Raw genomic sequence first — 23673 nt, 5'->3', positions numbered from 1 at the left:
CTTCTTCTGGAAGAAGTGGCGGGAGTGACGGGGCTCGAACCCGCGACCTCCGGCGTGACAGGCCGGCACTCTAACCAACTGAGCTACACCCCCGCACAGGGCCCGCGATGACGTTTCCGTCTGCGGTGAGCGGGGTGATATTGCACCCTGCCCACAGTGTCAAGCAGCCAACGCATCCGATGTTACGTTTTTTGGAAGAGGCCGTGAACCTCACCACTCCACGACCTTTCAAGCCTTGTGGAACCGCACGCGGTTTCATCGAACCGACGGGCCGGATTTCCCGCTATCGCCGACTCACGCGGGTGGCCGGGCCAGAGGCATCCCATGGGCGACGCCTCCAAAGTCTATTGACAAAGGGTTAATTTTTTAATGTTTTACATTAATTATTCATCGTGAGGTTAACATGACACCTATGCCCCGCCCTCTTCGGAACACCTGCCGCGTGCTCGCCGCTCTTTGTCTTGTCGCGATACCGGCGAACCTTTTTCTTCCGGCCCTTGTTTGGTTGTTTCCCGAACTATCCGTCGCGTTGATCGATTCCTTGCCTCCGGAACTGCCATCGGACCCCGCGGTTCTGAACGCCGTACCTCTTGCCGGGAAGTTGGGCGCCTATTCGGCCTTTGCCCTACCGGCCGCGATTCTCTGCTTTGGCTTCTGGCGGCTGGCGGCCATGTTCCAATCCTTTGCCCGCGGTGACGTTTTCAGCGACACCCCAATATCGAATCTACGGGCATTCGCCCTGACATTGCTGTTGCATTCCCTGTTGCAGCCGATTGCCGGTGCGGTCGCCTCTGTTTTTTCGACATTCCATTTGGGTGTCGGAAACCGCGCTTTGACCATTTCAGTCGGGTCCAGCGACATCCTTGCCCTCGGCCTCGGTGCCCTGTTTCTTGTCCTGAGTTGGGTTTTGCTCGAAGCGGTGCGAATCGCCCAAGAGAACCGGGAGTTTGTTTGATGTCTGGCATTGTCGTCCGGCTGGACGTCGTTCTCGCGCACAGAAAAATGAAATCCCGCGAGTTGGCCGCACGAATAGGGATCAGCGAACAGAACCTGTCCCTGTTGAAATCCGGCAAGGTGAAAGGGGTGCGATTCGAAACGCTTGCCGCGATCTGCCGGGAACTCGAATGCCAACCCGGAGATCTGCTGACTTACGAGACCGACTAGACACCCGATACCCCGAGCGTCATCCATGGCAGAAATGTCATGAGGGGAATGGTGGGCGGTGACGGGATCGAACCGCCGACCCTCTCGGTGTAAACGAGATGCTCTCCCAGCTGAGCTAACCGCCCTTTCCAAGGCGGTCTATACCCTGTGAGGTCCCGGCGTTCAAATCCGGATTTGCATCCTCCCGTTTCGCACAAAGAAAAACCGGCCGCCCTTGCGGACGGCCGGTTAAATTCCAAGGACTTGCAGGGTCTTAGTTGACCGCGTCCTTCAGCGCCTTACCGGCCTTGAACTTCGGCTGGTTGGACGCCGGGATCTGGATGGTCGCACCGGTCTGAGGATTCCGGCCCGTGGAGGCCGCGCGCTTGCTCACCGAGAAGGTGCCGAAACCGACGATGCGGACTTCGCCACCCGACTTCAGCTGACCGGTGATGGCTTCGAGGACGCCATCGACCGCTTTCGCGGCATCGGCTTTGGACAGGTCGGCGGAATCGGCGACGGCGGCGACGAGATCGTTCTTATTCACAGGAACCCCCCTAATGTTTCGGGATGATGTTGAGTTGGGCGGATAGAACTATCCGAACGCCGGGGAGTTTACGGGGATTTCGGGATGGGCGTCAACGCGAAACGCTTAATTTTCCCCGGTTTTCTGGGGGTTTTTAGCATTCTGCAACGGTATGTGGATAGTTTTGACCATCCCCGATAGCAATGACGCACCGGCGATGGTTCGCCGATGCGCCAATGCACCAGATTTTATAGAACAGAACGGAAATTCGCGCGTTAGTGTGTAACGACCCCGTCCAGATCTTCGCCCGATTCGCCTGCCGTGACAGGCACTTCGGCTTTCGCGTCCTCTTCCGGATCCCATTCGATCGGTACCAGGGGCGCGACCAGCGCATGCCCAAGGACTTCATCGACCGTTCGGACCGGAATGATTTCCAGGCCTTTTTTCACATTCTCGGGAATTTCCGCGAGATCCTTCTCGTTGTCGTGCGGGATCAGCACCGTCTTGATGCCGCCGCGCAACGCCGCCAGAAGTTTCTCCTTCAATCCGCCGATCGGCAAAACCCGGCCGCGCAGGGTGATTTCGCCGGTCATCGCGACTTCGCGGCGCACCGGAATGCCGGTCAGAATCGAAACGATCGACGTCACCATGGCGACACCGGCCGATGGTCCATCTTTCGGGGTCGCCCCTTCCGGCACATGAACGTGAATGTCGTTCTTGTCGAAAACGGTCGGTTTGATGCCGAAGGAAACCGCCCGGCTCTTGATCAGGTTTTCGGCGGCCTGAATCGATTCCTGCATGACATCGCCGAGTTTACCGGTCTTGGTAACCCGGCCCTTGCCCGGAACCAGCACGCCTTCGATCGACAGCAACTCGCCGCCGACTTCGGTCCAGGCCAAGCCGGTGACCACACCGACCATGTCCTGTTCCTCGATCTCGCCGAAACGATACTTCCGGACGCCGGCATACTTCCCGAGATTCTGGGTATTCACCGCGACGGACTCGCGCTCGCCCATCATGATCTCTTTGATCGCCTTGCGGGCCAGGTTGGCAATTTCGCGCTCCAGATTCCGGACCCCGGCCTCACGGGTGTAGTAACGAATCAGATCGCGCAGCGCATTGTCCGAAATCGACCATTCCTCTTCGGTCAGGCCGTTCTCTTCGCGCTGTTTCTGCAACAGGTGGCGCTTGGCGATTTCGACCTTCTCATCCTCGGTATAGCCGGGGATGCGAATGATCTCCATGCGGTCCATCAGCGGCTGCGGCATACGCAGCGTGTTCGCCGTGGTCACGAACATCACATCGGACAGGTCGTAATCGACCTCCAGATAATGGTCGTTGAAGGTCGAATTCTGTTCCGGATCCAGCACCTCCAGCAGCGCCGAAGACGGATCGCCGCGCCAATCGGCACCCAGCTTGTCGATTTCGTCCAGCAGGAAGAGCGGGTTCGACTTCTTCGCCTTCTTCATGCCCTGAATGATCTTGCCGGGCATGGACCCGATATAGGTCCGGCGATGGCCGCGGACTTCGGATTCGTCCCGCACACCGCCCAGGCTCATCCGGACGAACTGGCGCCCGGTCGACTTCGCAATCGATTTGCCAAGGGAGGTCTTCCCGACGCCAGGCGGGCCGACGAGGCAGAGGATCGGACCTTTGAGCTTCTTCTGGCGGGCCTGAACCGCGAGATATTCCAGAATGCGCTCTTTGACTTTTTCCAGACCGTAATGGTCGACGTCGAGAACGTCCTGCGCTTCCTTCAGGTCGGATTTGACCTTCGACCGCTTCTTCCACGGAATCGACAGCATCCAATCCAGATAGTTGCGCACGACGGTCGCCTCGGCCGACATCGGGCTCATCGACCGCAGCTTTTTCAGCTCGGCATAAGCCTTTTCCTTGGCTTCCTTGGAAAGGCGCGTTTTTTCGATCTGTTCTTCCAGCTCGGACAGTTCGTCCTTGCCGTCTTCGCCCTCGCCCAATTCCTTCTGAATGGCCTTCATCTGCTCATTCAGATAGTACTCGCGCTGGGTCTTCTCCATCTGGCGCTTCACGCGATTGCGGATGCGCTTTTCGACCTGAAGAACGCTGATCTCGCCTTCCATGAAGCCGAAAATCTTCTCCATCCGGCCGGACACCGTATCGATTTCCAGCAGGTCCTGCTTGTCGGAGATCTTCAGCGTCAAATGCTGCGCGACGGTATCGGCCAGACGCGACGGTTCTTCGATCTGATTGATCGAGATCATCACTTCGGCCGGAACCTTCTTGTTCAGCTTGATATACTGTTCGAACTGGCCGACGACCGCGCGGCTCAAAGCCTGTAGATCGGCCTCGGCTTCTTCCGGATCCTCGATCATATCGGCGCGCACCTGGAAAAAATCTTCCGTCGCGGTATAGGCCGAAATCTTCGCCCGCTGAACGCCCTCGACCAGCACTTTCACCGTGCCGTCGGGCAGTTTCAGAAGCTGCAGCACGGTCGCGACCGTCCCGATTTCGTAGATGTCTTCCGGCTTGGGATCGTCTTCGCCGGCGTTCTTCTGCGTCACCAGCAGGATCTGCTTGTCGTCCTGCATGACGTCTTCCAGGGCCCGGACCGATTTATCGCGTCCAACAAACAGCGGCACGATCATATGGGGGAATACGACGATATCCCGCAGCGGCAAAACCGGCAGTTCCACACCTGGATTCAACTCATACATCGGCAATCTCTCCAAAACGGGGGACCCGCATTCGCGTCCCGCGTACTCCGTTTATTGTCCGGGTTAGGACAATGGATTACGCGCCATTTCGTGCGCGCGTCCGAACCCGTTGCTACGGCGACCTTTCTCTAGGCCACCCGTGTCGGACCCACGCCAGTCGGGTCATCTTTATTGTGGTGCGCTTTGCGCCTCACTTCAAGCGAACCCTGGTCGAATCTCAGGGAAATTCGCGCTCTTGGGGGCCTAGATAAGAAAAGGCCGCCCGCGCAAAGACACGGACGGCCCTTTTTAACTTTCACGCGGCCTTAGGAGGCGTTGCTTTCGACCTCGTCACGGCGATCGGAATAGATGTAGAGCGGCTCGGCACGCCCTTCCACGACCTCCTTGTTGATGACGATTTCCTCGACCCCTTCCAGGCTCGGCAATTCGTACATCGTGTCCAACAGGATCGCTTCCATGATCGACCGAAGGCCCCGTGCGCCGGTCTTCCGCTCGATCGCCCGCTGGGCGATCGCGGAAAGCGCGTCGGTGGTGAATTCCAGACCGACGCCTTCCATTTCGAACAGCTTCGCATACTGCTTGACCAGCGCGTTGCGCGGCTTCGTCAGGATGTCGATCAGCGCGTCCTCGTCCAGATCCTCCAGGGTCGCGATCATCGGCACGCGGCCGACGAACTCGGGGATCAGGCCGAATTTCAGCATATCCTCCGGTTCGACCTCGCGCAGGATCGCGCCGACCTTGCGGTCGTCCTCGGCACGGACATCGGCCCCGAAACCAATGGACGATCCCTTGCCGCGCGATGCGATGATCTTCTCCAGCCCCGCGAAGGCACCGCCGCAGATAAACAGAATGTTCGTCGTGTCGACCTGCAGGAATTCCTGCTGCGGATGCTTGCGCCCCCCTTGCGGCGGGACGGATGCGACCGTCCCTTCCATGATTTTCAGAAGGGCCTGCTGCACGCCTTCACCCGACACGTCGCGCGTGATCGAAGGGTTGTCGGACTTGCGGCTGATCTTGTCGACCTCATCGATATAGACGATACCGCGCTGGGCACGTTCGACATTGTAGTCGGCAGCCTGCAGCAGTTTCAGGATGATGTTCTCGACATCCTCGCCGACATAGCCCGCTTCGGTCAGGGTCGTCGCGTCGGCCATCGTGAACGGCACGTCCAGGATGCGCGCCAGCGTCTGTGCCAGCAGCGTCTTACCGCAACCGGTCGGGCCGACCAGCAGGATGTTCGACTTCTGCAGTTCGACGTCGTTCTGCTTCTGGCCGTGCGCCAGGCGCTTGTAATGATTGTGGACCGCCACGGACAGCACCCGCTTGGCATAGTCCTGACCGATCACATAATCGTCCAGAACCTGACGGATCTCTTGCGGCGTCGGTACGCCGTCCGACGTCTTGGAGACGCTGGATTTGTGATCCTCGCGGATGATATCCATGCACAGCTCGACGCATTCATCGCAGATGAACACGGTCGGGCCGGCGATCAGCTTCCGCACCTCGTGCTGGCTCTTGCCGCAGAAGGAGCAGTAGAGCGTGTTCTTTCCGTCGCTGCCGCTGGATTTGGTCATCGTATCTTCGGATCCTTCTTCGATCGTTTCCGATCTTTTCCGTTTTCCGCCCGATGCAGGGCACCGGATGCCAACCGTCTATTATGGTAGACGGAGCGACCGCCCCCCTCAAACGGAAAATCGCAGATTTCCAAGGCCTGTCGCATATCCGTCACGCACCACCGGAAGTGGCGCATTGCGCCGCTTCCAGTGTATGTCGCAACCGGATTTCGAGGGCCGACAGGCCCGAAAACGGTCTTAGGGCCAATCGTGGAACGATCAGCTTTCCGCCTCTCCGTCAGGCTTCGGGCGGCTGTCGACGACCTCGTCGATCAACCCGAATTCCTTGGCTTCGGTCGCACTCATGAACTTGTCGCGATCCATGGCCTTTTCAATCTCTTCCAAGGGTCGGCCGGTATGGCGGACATAGATGCCGTTCAGCATCTCGCGCATACGCAGGATTTCGCGCGCCTGGATTTCGATGTCCGTCGCCTGCCCCTGGGCCCCGCCGGACGGCTGATGCACCATGATTCGGCTATAGGGCAGTGCGAATCGCTTGCCGGCCGCCCCGGCGGTCAGCAGCAACGACCCCATCGACGCGGCCTGGCCCAGGCAAACGGTCGACACTTGCGGACGGATATACTGCATCGTGTCATAGATCGACATGCCCGAGGTTACGACACCGCCCGGCGAATTGATGTAGAAGGCGATGTCCTTGCTGGGGTTTTCCGATTCCAGGAACAGCAACTGCGCGCAGATCAGGCTGGCGACGTGATCGTCGACCCCGCCCGTCAAAAAGATGATGCGTTCCTTGAGGAGGCGGGAATAGATGTCGTAAGCGCGCTCGCCGCGATTGGTCTGTTCGACGACCATCGGCACCAGCGTGTTCATATACAGATCGACTGGATCCCGCATGTCTCAACAAAGCTCCCTGATTCCCCGGGGGTGATCGTGGTTCCGCGGGCGCCCCGAGCCGCACCGCGAATGGCAGAGTTAAGTGCGCCGTCCGGGATGTAAAGACCCCGATCGGCGAAAAGACGCCCTTCCCGCGTCGCAGACGAAAAACGGCTGCCGGACAGTCAAGTCCGACAGCCGTTCCGTTCCGTCATGCGGAAATCAGTCGTCGGACTTCTTCGCCGCGGCTTTCTTGGCGGAGGCCTTCTTCGCAGCGGATTTCTTCGCCGCCTTCTTGGCCTTGCCCTTGTCGGCCGAAGCGCCCTCGTCCGAATCGTCGGTTTCCAGCAACTTGTCGACCGGCAGCGACACGTCGGTCACCTGCGCCAGTTCAAGGATGTAGTCGACGGTCTTCTCTTCGAAGATCGGCGCGCGGAGGCTGGCCATCATTTCCGGGTTCTTCGTGAAATGCTCGAAGACCTGCTGTTCCTGGCCGGGATAGCGGCGGGCCTGTTCGAAGACCGCGCGCTGCAGCTCCTCCTGCGTGACCTGCACGTTGGCGGTGTCGCCGACATGGCTCAGCAGCAGCCCCAGCAGGACCCGGCGCTTGGCGATGTCGCGATATTCGGACTTCAGGACCTCTTCGTCCTTTTCCTTGTCGTCCTCGTCGACATTGCCCTCTTCGCGCGCCTTGGCGAACTGTTCCCAGATCTGTTCGAATTCGCTGTCGACCATGCCGGCCGGCACTTCGAAATCATGCTTCTCGAACAGGACGTCCAGCAGCTCGCGCTTGGTCCGCGCGCGGGCCAGTTCGGCGTATTCGCCTTCGATCCGGCTGCGCATCTGGCCGCGCAGATCGTCCAGCGACTCCAGCCCCAGCTCCTTGGCGAACTCATCGTCCAGCTGGCGTTCGGTGTATTCGTGGATCTCGCTGATCTTGCACTCGAAGACCGCATCCTTACCGGCCAGATTGGCGGCGCCGTATTCGTCCGGGAACTTGACCTGGACCTTGATGTCTTCGCCGGCGGCCTGACCGATCAACTGGTCTTCGAAGCCCGGGATGAACTGGCCGCTGCCCAGTTCCAGACGGAAGTCGCTGGCCTCGCCGCCCTGGAAGGCTTCGCCGTCGACAAAGCCCTTGAAGTCCATGACGACCACGTCGCCGGACTGGGTCTTGCGGTCTTTCTCGATCTTCTGGGTGGCGCGGTTGTTCTTCGCCAGTTCGCCCAGCGCGTTCTCGACTTCCTCGTCGGCGATCTCCGGCTTGTAGCGGGTCAGCGTCAGGGTGGAGAAGTCGACCGGCTCGATTTCCGGCATGATCTCGACGCCCATCGTATAGACGAGGTCGGCGCCCGGATCGAAGCTGGAGATTTCGATTTTCGGCTGCATGGCCGGCTTCAGCGCGCGCTCGGTCAGGACCGACTGGCTGGTCTCGCCGACGGCGGCTTCCAGCACTTCGCCCAGAACGGCATTGCCGAAGCGCTGCCGCAGGATCTTCATCGGCACTTTGCCGGGACGAAAGCCGGGGAGTTTCATGGTCTGACCGACTTCGACCAGCTTCGCTTCGACCTTCTGATCGATCTCATCCGCACCGACCGTCACGGTGAATTCGCGGCTCAGACCTTCGTTTTTCGTTTCGCTTACCTGCATAGGAGATTGGGCCCCGGCTCGACGTTTCTAGAATATGAATCGCGTCCCCGTTTCGGGATCGGATCGTGCCGAAATCGCCTGTATGGAATACGGCGTCTGGTGCGGGCGGAGGGACTCGAACCCCCACGGGTTGCCCCACCAGAACCTAAATCTGGCGCGTCTACCAATTTCGCCACGCCCGCACGGTTCGGATATCCGACAACACCCTTCAACGGATCGCGCGCCCCGACTTTCATCGAAGCGCGCGCGTCATAGCAAACGCGTCACCCCGCGTCAAAGCGTCAATTCCGGTCTTTTGCGCGGAATCTCGCCGGATCGGTGGCTAGAGCGGTATGCGTTCAGACGGAACCGCCTGAGACGCTGTCTTCGGTTTCCTGGTTAGGAGCGTCGGCGCAGGCGATGCGGGGCATCGTCCAGCCGTCGCGACGACACCGACGGCCCGCCATACCGATCTCAGGTCATTCCAGCTGATCACTTACCGCTCTAGGCGTATGACTCTGGATAGGTCACGGAAAACTGCGACAGGGACAGAACTTTCGTTCCGGCGGGATAGACACCGCGCGAAGACGGCCTTTCGACGGTCAGTTCGTACCGGACATGGGGAATCCCGAACCCGTCGGGCGAAATCCCCAGAACCTGAGCGACCTCAATGGCATCATCCCTGCGCCGACGGCTGAAAGAGCGACCGATCGCGACCCTGTCGACGGGCAAACTGCGTCTAAAGAACATGGCATGTACCCCATTCTTGCCAGTAACGAATCCGCCAGGACCCGTTCAACCCCTTGCATTCCCGACCGAATCGGGAATCCCCAAAATAACCACACAGCAAGACACGTTATAGGTCAATCCTTTACAAAAGGTAATTAAACGCAATTCGGCGAAATTGCCGTCAAATGCCGGAACCGGAATGCGTCTGTCCGATAACTTCGGGAAGACGATCGGGTAGATCGCTCGCAATCAGACCGCCCGGCGACAGGCTCGCCGCCGCACCATGGAGGAAGACCGCTGCCGACGCCGCCGCGAAAGACGGCATCCCCCCGGCCAGGAATGCCGCGACGATGCCGCAGAGCACATCGCCTGCCCCGGCCGTCGCCAGTTCGGGCGGTGCATTGGTGTTGATTACCGCGTGCCCGGACGGTTCGGCGATGACCGTGTCATAGCCCTTCAGGACGATCACTGCGCCGCTGCGGGCGGCGGCGGCGCGCGCGCGGGCAAGCTTGTCCGGCACGCCCGCAAGATCCGGGAATAGCCGCGCGAACTCGCCGTCATGCGGGGTCAGAACCGTCGGCGCGACGATTTCCGAGAACAGGGCGTCCGGCGCATCGGCGAACAAGGTCAGCGCATCCGCATCAAGAACTGCCGGGCAGCGGCGGCGCAGAACGGCCAGAACCTTTTCATGCCCACCGGGACTTGAAAGTCCAAGTCCCGGCCCGACGACCGACGCGCCAATCCGCCGATCCTCGAGAATCTCGATATAGGCCCGTGTGTCCTTCACCGTCCGGATGACGGCGCTTTCCAGGGCCAGCTTGTAAAGCGGCGCCTGCTGCAGGGGCGCCGCGACCGAGACGATGCCCGCGCCCGAGCGTTGTGCCGCGCGTGCCGCCAGGCAGGCCGCGCCGATCATATCCGCCCCGCCGGCAATCAGGACGAAGCCCCGACCGTATTTATGCGAAAACGGGGTCGCGACCGGAAGGGACGACCGCCAAAGACCGGGGTGGTTTTCGGCCGCTTGCGGAACGATCGAGGACAGTACAGCGTCCGGCAGACCAATCTCAGCCAGGATCAGATCACCGCAGGATACCCTGCCCGGCAGCAAGAGATGCCCGGGCTTCTTGCGAAAAAATGTGACCGTTAGATCGGCCTGAACCAAGTCCGTTCCAAAACCCGCCCCATCGAGACCGGACAGGCCGCTCGGCGTATCGATCGCAATGACCGGCAGGCCCGTTGCCGCCCGCAAAGTCTCCAGCGCCGCCCCCGATACGGCGCGGTTCAGTCCCGCACCGAACAGCGCGTCGACAACAAGGTCGGCGCCTTCGAAAAGGGCCGGCGAAAGCGATTCGACCGGCCCCGTATAATCGGCAGCCGCACATGCCGCATCGCCTGAAAGTGCCGCGCGCTCTCCCAACAGCCCCAAGCGGACATTCCAACCGGATTGCCGCAGCAGTTCCGCGACGACAAAGCCGTCACCACCATTGTTCCCGGGACCGCAAAGCACCGCCACAGCCCCCCTATCGTACCGCGCGGCGATCGCGTCGGCGACGGCTTGGCCCGCGTTGCGCATCAAGGCATAGCCGTCGGTTCCAGCCTCTATCGCCAGCCGGTCGGCCATTGCCATCTCGGACGGCGTGAGTAAGGCGTGCCGGTTCCATGCTGCCGCATCGATACCAGGGGGAAGGCCATTCAATTCTAGGAGATCGTCGCTCATACGATCAGTCTTTCCCATTCCGCGTCGGATTGAAATCCCCTCGACCGCCCGCCACAGTATCAATTCGCTGCCCCGATACGGAGACCGATATGCGCAAGCCCTTCACCGCCCTCGCCACCCTGGTAATGAGCGCCGCGATGCTTGTAGCGGCCTGTGACGAGGCCGGTCCCCGGACACAGGTCACCTATATCGGTGCCTATGGCAGCATGAGGGCCCTTGGCGCCGAGGCGCGCGCCGGTCGGCCGGTTCCGGTCCATGCGGTCAACAACCCCTTCGGCGGTGATATGGACATGGCCGGATTCGTCGCGGATACCCTTTCGGCACGGGATCAGTACATGCGCTTCACGCCCGCCGGGGGCGGCATTCCGGAAGGCGGCGGCGGCCCTCGCGTTCTGGTGCTGGTCGACACGCCGACAGCCTATACCGGCATTTCCGCCTGCCAGGGAAAACCCTACATTCCCGAATCCCGGACCGAACGCATCATCCTGCACGTCATGGTTTGCGACGAGATCCAGCGCCTCGTCGAGGTTATGGGGGTCCTGCCCCGCGCCTCCAGGCCGCTGGAAACAGAGTTCGAGGCCTTGTTGACTCAGGCTGCGGGAGAATTGCTCGTCGGAGAGGACAAGAGTCCGAAATAGGGTAACGGAAGAAACACGGTCCGGTAAATTTCCTGTAACATGACGCACTTACGGTCTGCGCATCGACCAACCGCCCAAACCCCGGCTTCACGGGATGAGGGCTCCCTGGCGACGCACGACGACGGCCGATGAGATTAAGAGTAGGCCCCTTCGTGTCGTCGCTTTTCTTTTGCCCGCATGCCGCCCGTTGGGCATATCCTCGGCGATCATGACGGGGTCTTCCGAAGACAACAGGCTGGAATGGCTCGGGACGGTTCCCTATGCGGCGCGGTTCGGGGACGTCTACTATTCGGTCGACGATCCGCAAGGGGAGGTTCGCCACACCTTCCTGGACGGAACCGGCTTTACGGACCTGTGCCATAAAGACCGCCTCTGCGTCGCCGAAACAGGGTTCGGGACCGGCCTGAACTTTCTGGAGGCCTGGGAAACATGGTCGCGGAATGCCGGCCCCGACGCGTATATGACCTTCCTATCCGTCGAGGCCTTTCCGCTGTCGCGCGCGGATCTACGGCGCGCCCATGACGCTTTTCCGGATCACCGGCAACGGTCGGAGGAACTGATTGCCGCATGGCCCGGAGCGGTTCCCGGCATTCATCGGATTCGACTGGCGCAGGGACGGATCCGTCTGATTCTGTTGATCGGCGACGCCGCCGCCATGTTGGCCGCCATGTCGTTCCAGGCCGATGCCTGGTTCCTGGATGGGTTCGCCCCGTCGCGCAACCCGGATATGTGGCGACCGGAGGTTCTGGCGCAGGTCGCCCGGAACAGCGCACCCGGCGCCCGACTGGCGTCTTTCACTGCCGCCGGTGAGGTTCGTCGCGGGCTGTCCGCTCAAGGTTTTGTGGTTGAGAAGCGGCCCGGATTCGGGCGGAAACGGGACTGCATCACCGCGGTTTTTACCGGGACGCCGCATCGTAACGAACCTGGATGGTGCCAGCGACCGAACGCCCTGCCCCGCGATGCCAGGATCGCCGTTATCGGCGATGGAATCGCGGGCCGGGCCATGTGCCGGGCCTTGCGCGACGCGGGCCGGTCACCGACGCAGATCGCAGGAGCCGACAGCCGCGCCTATGCCGCCAGCACCCTGCCCCGCGCCTTGATCGCCCCGAAACTGATCCGCGGAGATCAACCCTTTGCAACCTTCTGGCGTCAGGCTTTCTGGGATGCCGTCCGGGAACTGGACAACCTGGAGAACGGGGCCGCCTGGATTGGGCCGAGAGGCCTTCGAATTGCCGAAGACGGGCCGGAAGGCGCGGCCAAACTGCACCGTCTCAAAGAATGGCTGGCGTGGCCGGAAGACTGTCTGAGTACCGTCGCACGGAATGATGCTATGCCGGACGGGCTATTTCTGCCCCATGCGGGATCGGTCGATCCCGACACGCTGCTGTCACTCTTGGGGCCCCCCGCCGATATCCAGGCCGATATTGCCGCTCTGCGCAGGGACGGGACAACTTGGGTATTGGTCGGCAACGAGGATCGGATCCACTTCCAGGCGGATGCGGTCATTCTGGCCTGCGGACCGGGTGCCTTTCCGCTTCTTCCCCCCACACCGGGAGGATTCGGCATGCGCATCGGATCGGGGCAATGCATCATGATGCGGGGGCTGGGGGGGCCGGACACTGCGGTCCTAGAGAACGGGTATGTTACCTCGGCGGATCGCGTTGGGCGATTTACAATTGGGGCAACGGCCGCGCCGCGGGCCAAGCTGGCGCCGGTCGACATTCGGGATGATTGGACCGCCGATCTCATGGACAGGCATAGACGGTCCTTGGAAGCCTCCAAGGCGGTCGTCGAGACGGTCTGGACCGGCTTACGGTGCGACACCGGGGATCATTTGCCACTGGCAGGGCCGATACAGGACCCTGTCAAATTCGGCAGGGATTTTGCCGGGCTCGCCGACGGGAAACTGCCGAACGAAATGCCGGACGCGGGGTATCTTCCCGGGCTCTATGCGACGACGGCGCTGGGTGCGCGCGGCTTTCAAGCGGCCCTGTTGCTGGCGGATCTGGTCGCGTCGCTGGTAGACGGTGATGCGGTGCCGGTCTCAGATCAAGTCCTGGCGGCCCTGGCACCATCCCGATTTCAACTGCGCCATATCAAGCGGGGACGATAAGGCGGGATCACTCAATCAGGGACGGATAGTCGTCCAAGTTTTCCCCCGCCGCCGACAAAATCTGACGCAGGTCTGAACGTGCGGCATGCGCCTCGTGGGCATCAGGATTGATCATCCAGGTCAGGATGATCGTCAACCGACGATCAACGGAAATTCGACTGCCGAAATGGAAGCATTGCGCGGTGTCGATCAAAAAGCCCGTCCCTGCGGGACCGCTTACCTGACGTATATCATCCCAACCAATGCCGATTTCGCCGCCGATCCGAAGGAAATCGCTATCCTGTATCGCATTTCCCAAATAGCCGCTACGGTCACTGAAGCGGCGGGATAGAGACCTCGGCAAAAAGGAGAACGCACCGTTCTGCGGGCCGACTTCGTTCAAATAAATGTAAAGCCGAATGATCTTCTCGCCACCGCTGTCCAAATGCAGCAGGGGCGACCCACTCTTTCCGCCATTCGATAAACCGACCCAGGCGTCGAAACTGTGAAACAGCGGTCGCGCGCGGAAATACCCGCGCAAGCAGTCATTCAGTTCCCGATTGCGAAGCAAGGCGTGCAGGCCGGGCTCCGCCAGCCGGACGCTCTGAGGGATTGGCGAGACAGGACATTCGTTGCCGAGTTCGGCAATCTTGTCATTCAGCTTGCCGCCGACGCTTTGGACGAGTTCCGGAATGCCTTCCAGCGCCATTTCCGGGTACCGCAAGAACCCGTCGCGACGCAGGGCACGCACGTCGTCCTGTCCGGCTACACCGAAACTGGCGACAAACTCTTTGAATGCCGTGGTATCCTTAAGGAAATACGAGGCGCGCGCGATCTGGCGCCTGCGCTCCAAGGGAAGAAACCGCTTCGCGCCACTTTGCATCCGTGTATGCAGTGTTTCAGAATTTTCGAACATTTCTCGCCCGCCCAGCCCCATTTGGTCGCAACTTTAGACAGCGCGATTTATGGTTTCAATCCGGCTTCTTGAAAAACCGACATATCGAAAGTTTGATTCCGGGAAAGCTGGGGTGGCTGATGGGACTTGAACCCACGACCTCCGGAATCACAATCCGGCGTTCTAACCAACTGAACTACAGCCACCATGGGACGGCGCGAACGAGCGTCCTTAGCGGCGGCGCTTTTACGCCGTGGGCGCCCCCCCGTCAAGTGAAGGGTTGGCCATTCGGCACGGTCGAGTTTTCGTCCCGTTTGGGGATGGTTAATGACAGTACTACTAGATATAGAAAAAACATTTAATCTTTTCGGAATGATTCCGAATATCTGTTTACAGCGTTGATTGTTTGAATCATTTTTCGTCGTCCCGATTATAGTTCGGTTCCATTTCCTAAAGCGTTAGTCGGGACCGGGTCTGGCAGGGCCCGTTCTGGCGGCAGAAGGCCGTCACCATCCACTTTGCGGAAGAACGCCGCGAGTGAGGGAGGGGACAATGCGGGAGACGTCGGATTCCGCCGGGAGGAGTCCGTCCAATGTGACGGCGATTTCTGGCAGTGGGATGGCATCGGGCAACGCGACAGCAGAGCGCGTCTTGCGCCATCTGTCGGTCGAGGACCTGTCCACCCCCGCCTATCTGATCAATCACAAATTTCAGGTGGAATGGGCGAACGACTACGCCCTGAAAGACCTGTTCGGGCGAGAAAACGGCCTGCCGCCGGCAATCGAGGATTCCAGCCTATTCAATCTGCTGCTTTCCAGTCCGATCGCGCGCAAGGCGGACGGTCTTCCGGAACTGCTGAAATTCCATCTGACAATCGCGAAGCGGCGGGCGTCGAAGGCCTTTCTGTTCCTGAGCAACCCCAATCTGGATTCGCGCGAAGCCGAACTTCTTGGCCAACTCTATGACCGGGTTCAGGCTGTACCGACGCATCAGATGACCAGCGACGCCGAGGTCAATCTGGCGGCACGCGACGAGCCGCAGAAATGGCATAAGCTCTATGCCACATTCTTCCGCGAAGGCATCTTCTTCACCGTAGCGCCGGAAGAGCGCGAGCAGGAAAGCTTCCTGACCTGGCTCAGCCGCCGCGACATCGTCATTCGCGACCTGTTGAGAGTTCGGCGCCCCTATGTCACGTCCCTCGCCGTCCTGGTCGCGGATCTGCAAAGTTCCATGCGCATCTGCGCCGAACTGCCGCCGGAGCAGTATTTCGAGCTGATCAACTCGATCTGGACGACGATGCAGCCCTATCTGCGGAAGTATTACGCCACCTATGGCAAACATGCCGGGGACGGCATGCTGTACTATTTCCTGCCGCAGCCGGACTCCAACTACATCATGAACGCCATTCAATGTTCGTTCGAGATGCGGGCGGCCATGCGCAAGGTGAACCGCGAATGGCAGAGCCGGAAGAACTGGGGCACGACGCTGCATCTGAATTTCGGACTGGAACAGGGCGAGGAATGGTTCGGGACCTTCGAAGGGCCGACCTTCATCGAATTCACCGCCCTCGGGGATACGATCAACCGGGCGTCACGGCTCAGCGATTTCTCCCGGGACGGATCGATCTGGATCACCAAGAGCATGTTGAGCCGCCTGAGCGACAAGGAACGCCGTAACATCCGCTACGGCATCCGCCAGACACTTGCCAATGGCAGCGAGGCGCATATCCCTGAAATGTATTCGCGCATCTCCAATATGATCGACCCGGAGGATCCGCGGAATCACAAGCTCCTGGATATCTCCACCCTGGCCGCGACGGAACTGTTCGATATCGGCGTAGACGACGACGAGGTTTAGCGCGGAAGCTCTGTCTCCGCCGGATTCACCTACTCCGCCACTCAATACCTTGCCGTCCTGACTGGGATCACCCTAGTCTTGCCCGTCATTTCGCCCCTTCCCCGTTGTTTTAGGAGATCGCCCCGATGCCGACCCTCGCCGCCCGGATGGACCGACTTGGAACGGAAACCGCCTTCGACGTTCTGGCCAAGGCGAACAAGCTGGCTGCCGGCGGTGCGGACATGATCAATCTGGGTATCGGACAGCCCGACTTTCCGACACCGCCCCATATTGTGGAGGCCGCCGCCAAAGCGCTGAAAGACGGACATCACGGCTATACCGCGGCGAATGGCATTCCGGCCTTGCGGCAGGCAGTCAGCGCCGATCTGGCACGCCGCCACGGGGTCGAGGTCGATCCCGACCGGGTCGTGGTCGTACCGGGCGGCAAGGTTACGATGTTCTTCGCCATGCTGATGTTCGGGGAGCCGGGCGCGGAAATCATCTATCCGGACCCCGGCTTCCCGATCTACCGTTCCTCCATCGAATTCAGCGGCGCAACGGCGGTCCCGCTTCCCCTGCGCGAGGAGAACGGGTTTGCCTTTTCCGCCGAGGAATTGCTGTCGCTGATCACGCCGAGAACGCGGCTGATCATCGTCAACAGTCCGGCCAATCCGACCGGCGGCGTCACGCCGGTCGAGGAAATGGACAAACTGGCTGCCGGGCTGGCGAACCATCCCGATGTCGCGATCCTGTCGGACGAGATCTATTCCTGCATGCTGTATGGCGGACGGCAGCATCGGTCGATCCTGCAATATCCCCATCTGGCCGACCGGGCCATCATGCTGGACGGCTGGTCCAAGACTTACGCGATGACCGGATGGCGGCTGGGCTATGCCGTCTGGCCGGAAAGCCTGGTCGAGAAGGCAACGCGGCTTGCTATCAATGACCATTCCTGCGTCAACGCCGCCGCTCAATTTGCCGGGATTGCAGCCTTGGAAGGACCGCAGGACGCCGCGCTGGATATGGTCGCGGCCTTCGACGAGCGACGCCAGGCGACTGTCGTCGCCCTGAACGGCCTGCCCGGCGTGCGCTGTGTCGATCCCGGCGGCGCGTTTTACGCCTTTCCGAACATTTCCGGTACCGGCCTCGATGCACGCACCCTGCAGGACCGGCTGCTGAACGAGGCCCATGTCGCCGCCATCGCCGGCACCAGCTTCGGCGTTCATGGCGAAGGCTATCTGCGGATTTCCTACGCCAACTCGAAAGAAAACATCCTGCGCGCCATCGACCGGATCGGATCGGTCCTCGCAGGGTAAATCTTCCGAAAATCGTCTCTGGACCTTCGATGGAGCCTTGAGACATCATCTGTCATCTCCTTCCGACGCGCGAAAGGAATTCACGGATGCGATTTCTCGGTTCCCTTCTGGCCTCCGTCCTGTTGGCGGGCATGGCCAGCGGACAAGCCTTGGCGCAGATGGCGCCGGCCCCTTTCGCCCTGGCGCCGCCGGGGACGGAGTTTCACTGGAAGAACGTTCTGGAACCCGGAACGACGTCGCAGGTCGTGGTCGGACAAGCGGAAGGCTATATGGCCAACTGGACGACCAATGGCGAGGACCGCAACGGCTATCTGATGTGTTCGCACTGTTCCGGTCGCGCCCCGGTCGATGAACAGGATTATGCCCGCCTGTGGCCGCTGGAAGTCGGCAAACGGATCGAATTTCTGCGGCGCCGGGGCAACCGTAGCTGGGGCAACAGCATCGAGGTTATTGGGACAGAAACCCTGACGTTGGATGAAATCGGGCAGGTTGAAACCTATGTCGTGGTTAACGAGAGCAGCCGGATCGGAGGATCCTGGAAGGGCGCGCAGACAATCCATTTCTCCCCGTCCCTGGGTTGGACGGTAAAGTTCGACTATACCGACACGGAAGGCGAAAACGTCTCATGGGAAATGACCGCCCATAAGCCGGTACAATAACGCGCGCGAAAAAGACCCTCGACTACCGCGCCCCGGCCCCGCTTTCGTCCTGACGAATATCGGTCACGAACCGTTCCAGTTCCCGCGCCAGGTCGCCCGTACTTTGCCTGACCTCCCCGACTCCACGGACCAGGGCGTCGGATGCCGTCTGCACCTGTTCCGACGCTTCCATGATGGTGCCGACCTGTCCATTCACGGATTCAATCTCCTGCGAAGTCGACTGCATCGTTTCGTGAATGGCGGCGGTGGCATCCGTCTGCCGCTGTGTCGCATCCGCGATTTCGGAGACCACCCGGTCGACATTCCCGATCCCGTCGGTGACCAGCTTCGTCGTATCCGCGGCCTCGCGCACCGCCGATTTGATCGCATCGACCTGAGCGACAATATCGCCGGTGGCGGAGGCCGTTTGATTGGCGAGGCTCTTCACCTCATTGGCGACAACCGCGAAGCCCTTGCCCGCCTCCCCGGCCCGCGCGGCCTCGATGGTCGCGTTCAGAGCCAGCAGATTGGTCTGCTCCGCAATGTCGGAGATCAAGGCGACCACATCGCCGATGCGCGACGCCGCCTCGGACAGAGATTCAACCGCCGTATCGGTGCGTTCCGCGTCCTGGGTCACGGCGCCGGAAATCCGCGAGGCCTCACTGGTCCGGGCACTCATGTCCCGCATGGAATAGGACAGTTCCTGGGAGGTCTGGGAGACCGTCCCAATCCGGTCCGCGGCCGTCTGTGCCGATAGCGATGCGGCGCGGGCCTGTTCGGCCGACCGGGTCGTATCCTGCGCCATCCCGTTGACGGCATCGGTCAGGCCGGAAACGGCGACATCGACGCTCTGGACAATGGCGGAAACGCGGCTGTTGAAGTCATCGGCCAAGCGGTTCAGGGCAGCGCGGCGTTCGCGTTCGGCATTGCGGTCGGCGACTTCCTTTTCCGCGCGCATGCTCTCCACCTTGCGGGAATTCTCGCGCAGCGTCACCAGGGCCCGGCTCATACTGCCGATCTCGTCGCTCTGGCCCGTGTCGATTTCCGATTCCAGATCGCCGCCGGCGATCCGATCCATCGCGCCGGACAGGTTCAGCAATCGGCCGACAACCATGCGCCCGACATAGAAATAGCCGATGCCAAACGCCAGAAGGATGGACAGGGCGCTGATCGCGACCAGCCAGAGTGCGGAGCGTTGGAGGGTTTCCTCGACGAGGCCGATCGACTCTCGGCCGCTTTCCGCTGCGTCACTTGCGGCCTCGACGGTGAATTGTTCCAGACTTTCCACCAGTTGCCGGTTCGCGGTTAGCAGAGAATCCAACTCGGTCTGAAGGGTGAAGACCTGGGCCCGGTGGAAGGCCAAACCTTCTTCTTTTCCCAAAACCTCGAAGAAGGTTTTCAGCAAGTCGGCGACGGCGCGGCCGGAATCGGTGAAATCGGCGTTCAAGGCGGAACGCGTGTCGGACGCCCAGCGCAGCAATTCCTGAACTTCACCATCGGCTTCGCGCATTCGGTCTTCCGTCGGGGCAGTCGCGACCGTCACCACATGGGTCATGACCTGGTCGGAAAACGCCTGAACCGACTGAAGGACCTGCACTTTCCCGTAAGACCCGAACAGCGGGAACAAGAACTCCATCATCTTGTCCGGCTGCGTCATCATATTGTTGAAATTGTCACCGACGGAGCCGCTTAATTCTTCGATATAGGGCCCCAACCGATCGTTAAGCGCCTTGCGGGATGCAGCGATTTCTTCAAATGCCGTGGCGACGTCCAATTCCTGCTGAGTTCGACGGCCGACCGCGGCGTTGATGGATCGGAGATTGTCCGCAAGCGCCTCGATCGTCGCCTGTATCTCGGCATCGGCCGCCTCGGCGCCTGACAATTGCTGCACGACGCTTCGCAGTTCGGCGATATCCTGCTCCAATCTCTGGAACCTCTGTACACGCTCCTCTTCATTGGGGGACGCGATCAGGTTCGCCGCCCCGGCCCCGACGCTGGGCCCCAGGGCGCTGACGCGCTGCGCCGCTTCCAGATCGGACAAGGTCCGCGTACTGAAAAGGGTCATCTGATCGGAAATGCGGTCGAAGGACAGACCGCTGATTCCAGCCGAAATGACGGTCGTCGCGGCGATCACCCCCATGGCGACCAGCAATTTCACCTTCAAACCGAACCGAGCCGATGCAATCCCCGTCCCGGGCGATTCGATCTCGCCTTCCGACACCCCGTCTGCCATCGCCATGTTGCAAGTCCCCCAAATTTTTGCACTGCGAAAAGTCACCGATCTACAGATTGCCGAAAATAGCCAAGATTTGGTTAAGGAATATTCCATTCAGGCGACGCGCTTTTGCGAATTCTTGCCGCGCGTGCACCGGCTTGGATCGGGGAAGCCGGGAATGACAACAGATGTCAGCATTTCCTGGGGATAACTGGGTAAGGCACCGCATCCGGACTCGAAGTTCACGGAATGGTCCCCTATATTCTCTTGCTCCGAAAATTCTCAGCACTCACCGGTGGGGTCCATGGTCAACGACACGATATCCGTTCGCGGCGCGCGTGAGCATAATTTGAAGAATGTCGATGTCGACTTGCCCCGGGACAAGCTGGTGGTAATCACGGGTCTCAGCGGTTCGGGAAAGTCCTCTCTCGCCTTCGATACGATCTATGCCGACGGACAACGGCGCTATGTCGAAAGCCTATCGGCCTATGCCCGGCAATTTCTGGAGATGATGCAAAAGCCGGATGTTGATCTTATCGAGGGTCTGTCGCCGGCGATTTCCATCGAACAGAAGACAACCTCCCGCAACCCCCGCTCCACCGTCGGGACGGTGACGGAAATCTACGATTACATGCGCCTGCTCTGGGCGCGCGTCGGGGTGCCCTATTCCCCCGCGACCGGCCTGCCGATCGAAAGCCAGACGGTAACCCAGATGGTCGACCGGATCATGGGGATGGAAGTCGGCACGCGCCTCTACCTGCTCGCCCCCATGGTGCGCGGACGCAAGGGCGAATATCGCAAGGAATTCGGCGAACTGCAGAAACGCGGATTCCAGCGGGTGAAGGTCGACGGCAAGTTCTATGAAATAGAAGACGTGCCAGCGCTGGACAAGAAGCTGAAACACACGATTGACGTCGTCGTCGACCGTATCGTGGTCCGCGAAGGTTTGGAACAACGCTTGGCGGATTCCATCGAGACCGCGCTGCAGATTTCCGACGGATTGCTGTTCGCGGAGAATGCCGATGGCGGCGAGCAGACAATCTTTTCCGCCAAGTTCGCCTGTCCGGTATCGGGCTTCACGATCGAAGAGATCGAACCCCGCCTGTTCAGCTTCAACAATCCGTTCGGCGCCTGCCCGACCTGTGACGGGTTGGGAACGGATATGGAGTTCGACATCGAACTGATTGTCCCGGACAAGACCAAGTCTCTGTGGCAGGGCGCCATCGCCCCCTGGTCGAATTCCTCCTCCCCCTATTACAAGCAGACCCTGGAGGCCATCGCCCGGCATTACGGCGCCTCTCTGAAAGCGCCCTTCGCCGAACTCGATGAGCGGGTCCGGGACTGCATCCTGCACGGCAGCGGGGAAGAAGCGATCGAGTTCCGCTACGATGACGGGCTGCGCTCCTACAAGACGTCGAAACCGTTCGAAGGCGTCATTCCCAACATGGAACGCCGCTATCGCGAGACGGAATCGAGTTGGTCGCGCGAGGAACTGGCCAAGTATCAGACCGTTACCCCCTGCCCCGCTTGCGGCGGCCACCGCCTGAAGCCCGAGGCCTTGGCCGTGAAAGTCGGCGGCCGGCATATCGGCGAAGTCGGCCAGATGTCCATCGCGGAGGCCGGCGCCTGGTTCGAGGATCTGGATGCGCATCTCAGCGCCAAGCAGAAGGAAATCGCCTACCGCATTCTGAAAGAAATCAACGAGCGGCTGGGTTTCCTCAACAATGTCGGTCTGGACTATCTGACACTCAGCCGGAATTCCGGCACGTTGAGTGGCGGTGAAAGCCAACGTATCCGGCTAGCCTCGCAGATCGGATCGGGCCTGACCGGGGTGCTCTACGTTTTGGACGAGCCGTCCATCGGCCTGCATCAGCGCGACAATGACCGCCTGCTGGATACGCTGCGGCGGCTGCGCGATCTCGGCAACACCGTCATCGTCGTCGAACATGACGAGGACGCCATCCGCGCCGCGGACTATCTGGTCGATATGGGCCCCGGCGCCGGCGTGCATGGCGGCGAAGTCGTCGCGGCCGGATTGCCGGCGGAGGTGATGCAGAATCCCCGCTCCCTGACCGCGCAATACCTGACCGGGATGAAGCAGATCGAAATCCCGAAGAAGCGCCGCAAGGGGCATAAGGGCCAGTTGCTGAAGGTCATCGGGGCGCGCGAGAACAATCTGCGCAATGTCGACGCGACAATCCCGCTGGGGACACTGACCGTCGTTACGGGCGTCAGCGGATCGGGGAAGTCGACGCTGATCATCGAAACCATGCAGCGCGCCCTGTCCCGTACATTGATGGGCAGCCGCGACCATCCGGGCCATCACGACAAGATCGAGGGCACCAATTTCCTCGACAAGATCATCGATATCGATCAGTCGCCCATCGGCCGGACACCGCGTTCGAACCCCGCGACCTATACCGGCGCCTTCACCCCGATCCGCGACTGGTTCGCCGGGTTGCCGGAGGCGAAGGCACGCGGTTACCAGCCGGGCCGTTTCAGCTTCAACGTCAAGGGCGGACGCTGTGAAGCCTGCCAGGGCGACGGCGTGATCAAGATCGAAATGCACTTTCTGCCGGACGTGTATGTCCAATGCGACCAATGTCACGGCCACCGCTATAATCGCGAAACGCTGGAAATCCACTATCGCGACAAGTCCATCGCCGATGTGCTGGACATGACGGTCGATGAAGGGGCGGAATTCTTCAAGGCCGTGCCGTCGATCCGCGACAAGCTGGTGACGCTGCAGCGGGTCGGCCTGGGCTATATCAAGGTCGGACAGCAGGCCACGACCCTGTCGGGCGGCGAGGCCCAGCGCGTAAAGCTGGCCAAGGAATTGTCCAAGAAAGCGACGGGCCGGACCCTTTATGTGCTGGATGAGCCGACGACGGGCCTGCACTTCCACGATGTCAGCAAGTTGCTGGAAGTCCTTCAAACGCTTGTTGATTCCGGCAATACCGTTGTCGTGATCGAGCACAATCTGGAGGTCATCAAAACCGCCGATTGGATCATCGATCTGGGACCGGACGGCGGCACGCGCGGCGGTGAGATCGTCGCCCAAGGCACGCCGGAGGAGATCGTGAAATCCGAACGTTCGCATACCGGCCGCTATCTCGCCCCCTATCTGGGCAAGCAGGCGCAGAAAAAGGCGGGATGAAC

General features: G+C 60.7%; 17 protein-coding genes and 4 tRNA genes. 8 read left to right on the top strand and 13 right to left on the bottom strand.

Features of this window, described 5'->3' with window-relative positions:
* Window positions 1-16: 16 nt before the first annotated feature.
* A tRNA-Asp gene (locus tag ACO06O_RS07860) sits at window positions 17-93 on the bottom strand.
* Between the two features lie 349 nt (window positions 94-442).
* On the opposite strand from ACO06O_RS07860, the gene ACO06O_RS07855 reads away from it, so the two are divergent.
* On the top strand, window positions 443-955 hold the full coding sequence (locus tag ACO06O_RS07855) for a DUF2975 domain-containing protein (protein ID WP_421877998.1): 513 nt from the start codon (window positions 443-445) through the stop codon (window positions 953-955).
* Window positions 955-1164 (top strand): helix-turn-helix domain-containing protein, encoded by a 210-nt coding sequence (locus ACO06O_RS07850; RefSeq protein WP_421877996.1) that lies wholly within the window; start codon window positions 955-957, stop codon window positions 1162-1164. Before ACO06O_RS07855 ends, ACO06O_RS07850 begins: the two co-directional genes overlap by 1 nt.
* 49 nt (window positions 1165-1213) lie before the next feature.
* Here ACO06O_RS07850 and ACO06O_RS07845 read toward each other — a convergent pair.
* The 9 genes from ACO06O_RS07845 to ACO06O_RS07805 all read right to left on the bottom strand — a co-directional run bounded on the left by ACO06O_RS07845 (window position 1214) and on the right by ACO06O_RS07805 (window position 10884).
* A tRNA-Val gene (locus tag ACO06O_RS07845) sits at window positions 1214-1289 on the bottom strand.
* 128 nt (window positions 1290-1417) lie between these two features.
* Complete coding sequence (locus tag ACO06O_RS07840) at window positions 1418-1705, bottom strand: HU family DNA-binding protein (RefSeq protein ID WP_420416935.1); 288 nt, start codon at window positions 1703-1705, stop codon at window positions 1418-1420.
* Between the two features lie 239 nt (window positions 1706-1944).
* Window positions 1945-4362, bottom strand: a complete 2418-nt coding sequence (lon, locus tag ACO06O_RS07835) for an endopeptidase La (protein WP_421877994.1) — start codon at window positions 4360-4362, stop codon at window positions 1945-1947.
* Window positions 4363-4667: 305 nt separating this feature from the next.
* Complete coding sequence (clpX, locus tag ACO06O_RS07830; protein WP_421877992.1) at window positions 4668-5936, bottom strand: ATP-dependent Clp protease ATP-binding subunit ClpX; 1269 nt, start codon at window positions 5934-5936, stop codon at window positions 4668-4670.
* Window positions 5937-6194: 258 nt separating this feature from the next.
* On the bottom strand, window positions 6195-6830 hold the full coding sequence (clpP, locus tag ACO06O_RS07825; RefSeq protein ID WP_421877990.1) for an ATP-dependent Clp endopeptidase proteolytic subunit ClpP: 636 nt from the start codon (window positions 6828-6830) through the stop codon (window positions 6195-6197).
* Between the two features lie 201 nt (window positions 6831-7031).
* Window positions 7032-8459, bottom strand: coding sequence for a trigger factor (tig, locus tag ACO06O_RS07820; RefSeq protein WP_421877988.1), 1428 nt, complete (start codon window positions 8457-8459; stop codon window positions 7032-7034).
* Window positions 8460-8556: 97 nt separating this feature from the next.
* A tRNA-Leu gene (locus ACO06O_RS07815) sits at window positions 8557-8641 on the bottom strand.
* A 301-nt stretch (window positions 8642-8942) separates the two neighbouring features.
* Window positions 8943-9188, bottom strand: a complete 246-nt coding sequence (locus ACO06O_RS07810) for a hypothetical protein (RefSeq protein ID WP_421877986.1) — start codon at window positions 9186-9188, stop codon at window positions 8943-8945.
* A gap of 160 nt (window positions 9189-9348) precedes the next feature.
* The gene (locus ACO06O_RS07805; protein ID WP_421877984.1) at window positions 9349-10884 is read right to left on the bottom strand and encodes an NAD(P)H-hydrate dehydratase; all 1536 of its coding nucleotides are present in this window, start codon (window positions 10882-10884) and stop codon (window positions 9349-9351) included.
* A gap of 89 nt (window positions 10885-10973) precedes the next feature.
* Between ACO06O_RS07805 and ACO06O_RS07800 the strand changes: the two genes are divergently transcribed.
* Window positions 10974-11522, top strand: coding sequence for a hypothetical protein (locus ACO06O_RS07800; protein ID WP_421877982.1), 549 nt, complete (start codon window positions 10974-10976; stop codon window positions 11520-11522).
* A 208-nt stretch (window positions 11523-11730) separates the two neighbouring features.
* The gene (gene mnmD, locus ACO06O_RS07795; protein ID WP_421877980.1) at window positions 11731-13635 is read left to right on the top strand and encodes a tRNA (5-methylaminomethyl-2-thiouridine)(34)-methyltransferase MnmD; all 1905 of its coding nucleotides are present in this window, start codon (window positions 11731-11733) and stop codon (window positions 13633-13635) included.
* 7 nt (window positions 13636-13642) lie between these two features.
* On the opposite strand, the gene ACO06O_RS07790 is transcribed toward mnmD, so the two are convergent.
* On the bottom strand, window positions 13643-14530 hold the full coding sequence (locus tag ACO06O_RS07790; RefSeq protein WP_421877978.1) for a hypothetical protein: 888 nt from the start codon (window positions 14528-14530) through the stop codon (window positions 13643-13645).
* A 108-nt stretch (window positions 14531-14638) separates the two neighbouring features.
* A tRNA-His gene (locus tag ACO06O_RS07785) sits at window positions 14639-14715 on the bottom strand.
* Window positions 14716-15061: 346 nt separating this feature from the next.
* Here ACO06O_RS07785 and ACO06O_RS07780 point away from each other — a divergent pair.
* From ACO06O_RS07780 to ACO06O_RS07770, 3 genes are all read left to right on the top strand, one after another.
* A complete protein-coding gene (locus tag ACO06O_RS07780; RefSeq protein WP_421877976.1) occupies window positions 15062-16366 on the top strand; it encodes an adenylate/guanylate cyclase domain-containing protein in 1305 nt (434 codons plus the stop codon).
* Window positions 16367-16491: 125 nt separating this feature from the next.
* A complete protein-coding gene (locus tag ACO06O_RS07775; RefSeq protein ID WP_421877974.1) occupies window positions 16492-17661 on the top strand; it encodes a pyridoxal phosphate-dependent aminotransferase in 1170 nt (389 codons plus the stop codon).
* Between the two features lie 86 nt (window positions 17662-17747).
* Window positions 17748-18320: a hypothetical protein gene (locus ACO06O_RS07770; protein ID WP_421877972.1), complete on the top strand. Its 573-nt coding sequence runs from the start codon at window positions 17748-17750 to the stop codon at window positions 18318-18320.
* A gap of 22 nt (window positions 18321-18342) precedes the next feature.
* Here the strand turns inward: ACO06O_RS07770 and ACO06O_RS07765 are convergent, their stop codons facing one another.
* Window positions 18343-20538 (bottom strand): methyl-accepting chemotaxis protein, encoded by a 2196-nt coding sequence (locus tag ACO06O_RS07765; protein ID WP_421877970.1) that lies wholly within the window; start codon window positions 20536-20538, stop codon window positions 18343-18345.
* A gap of 280 nt (window positions 20539-20818) precedes the next feature.
* Here ACO06O_RS07765 and uvrA point away from each other — a divergent pair, with 280 nt between their 5' ends.
* Complete coding sequence (uvrA, locus tag ACO06O_RS07760) at window positions 20819-23671, top strand: excinuclease ABC subunit UvrA (protein ID WP_421877968.1); 2853 nt, start codon at window positions 20819-20821, stop codon at window positions 23669-23671.
* Window positions 23672-23673: the final 2 nt, after the last annotated feature.

Source organism: Pacificispira sp. (assembly GCF_965228185.1).
Taxonomy (GTDB): Bacteria; Pseudomonadota; Alphaproteobacteria; order UBA8366; family Aestuariispiraceae; genus Pacificispira.
Note: the sequence above shows the minus strand (reverse complement) of the source record. Positions and strands in the feature narration are given on the sequence as shown.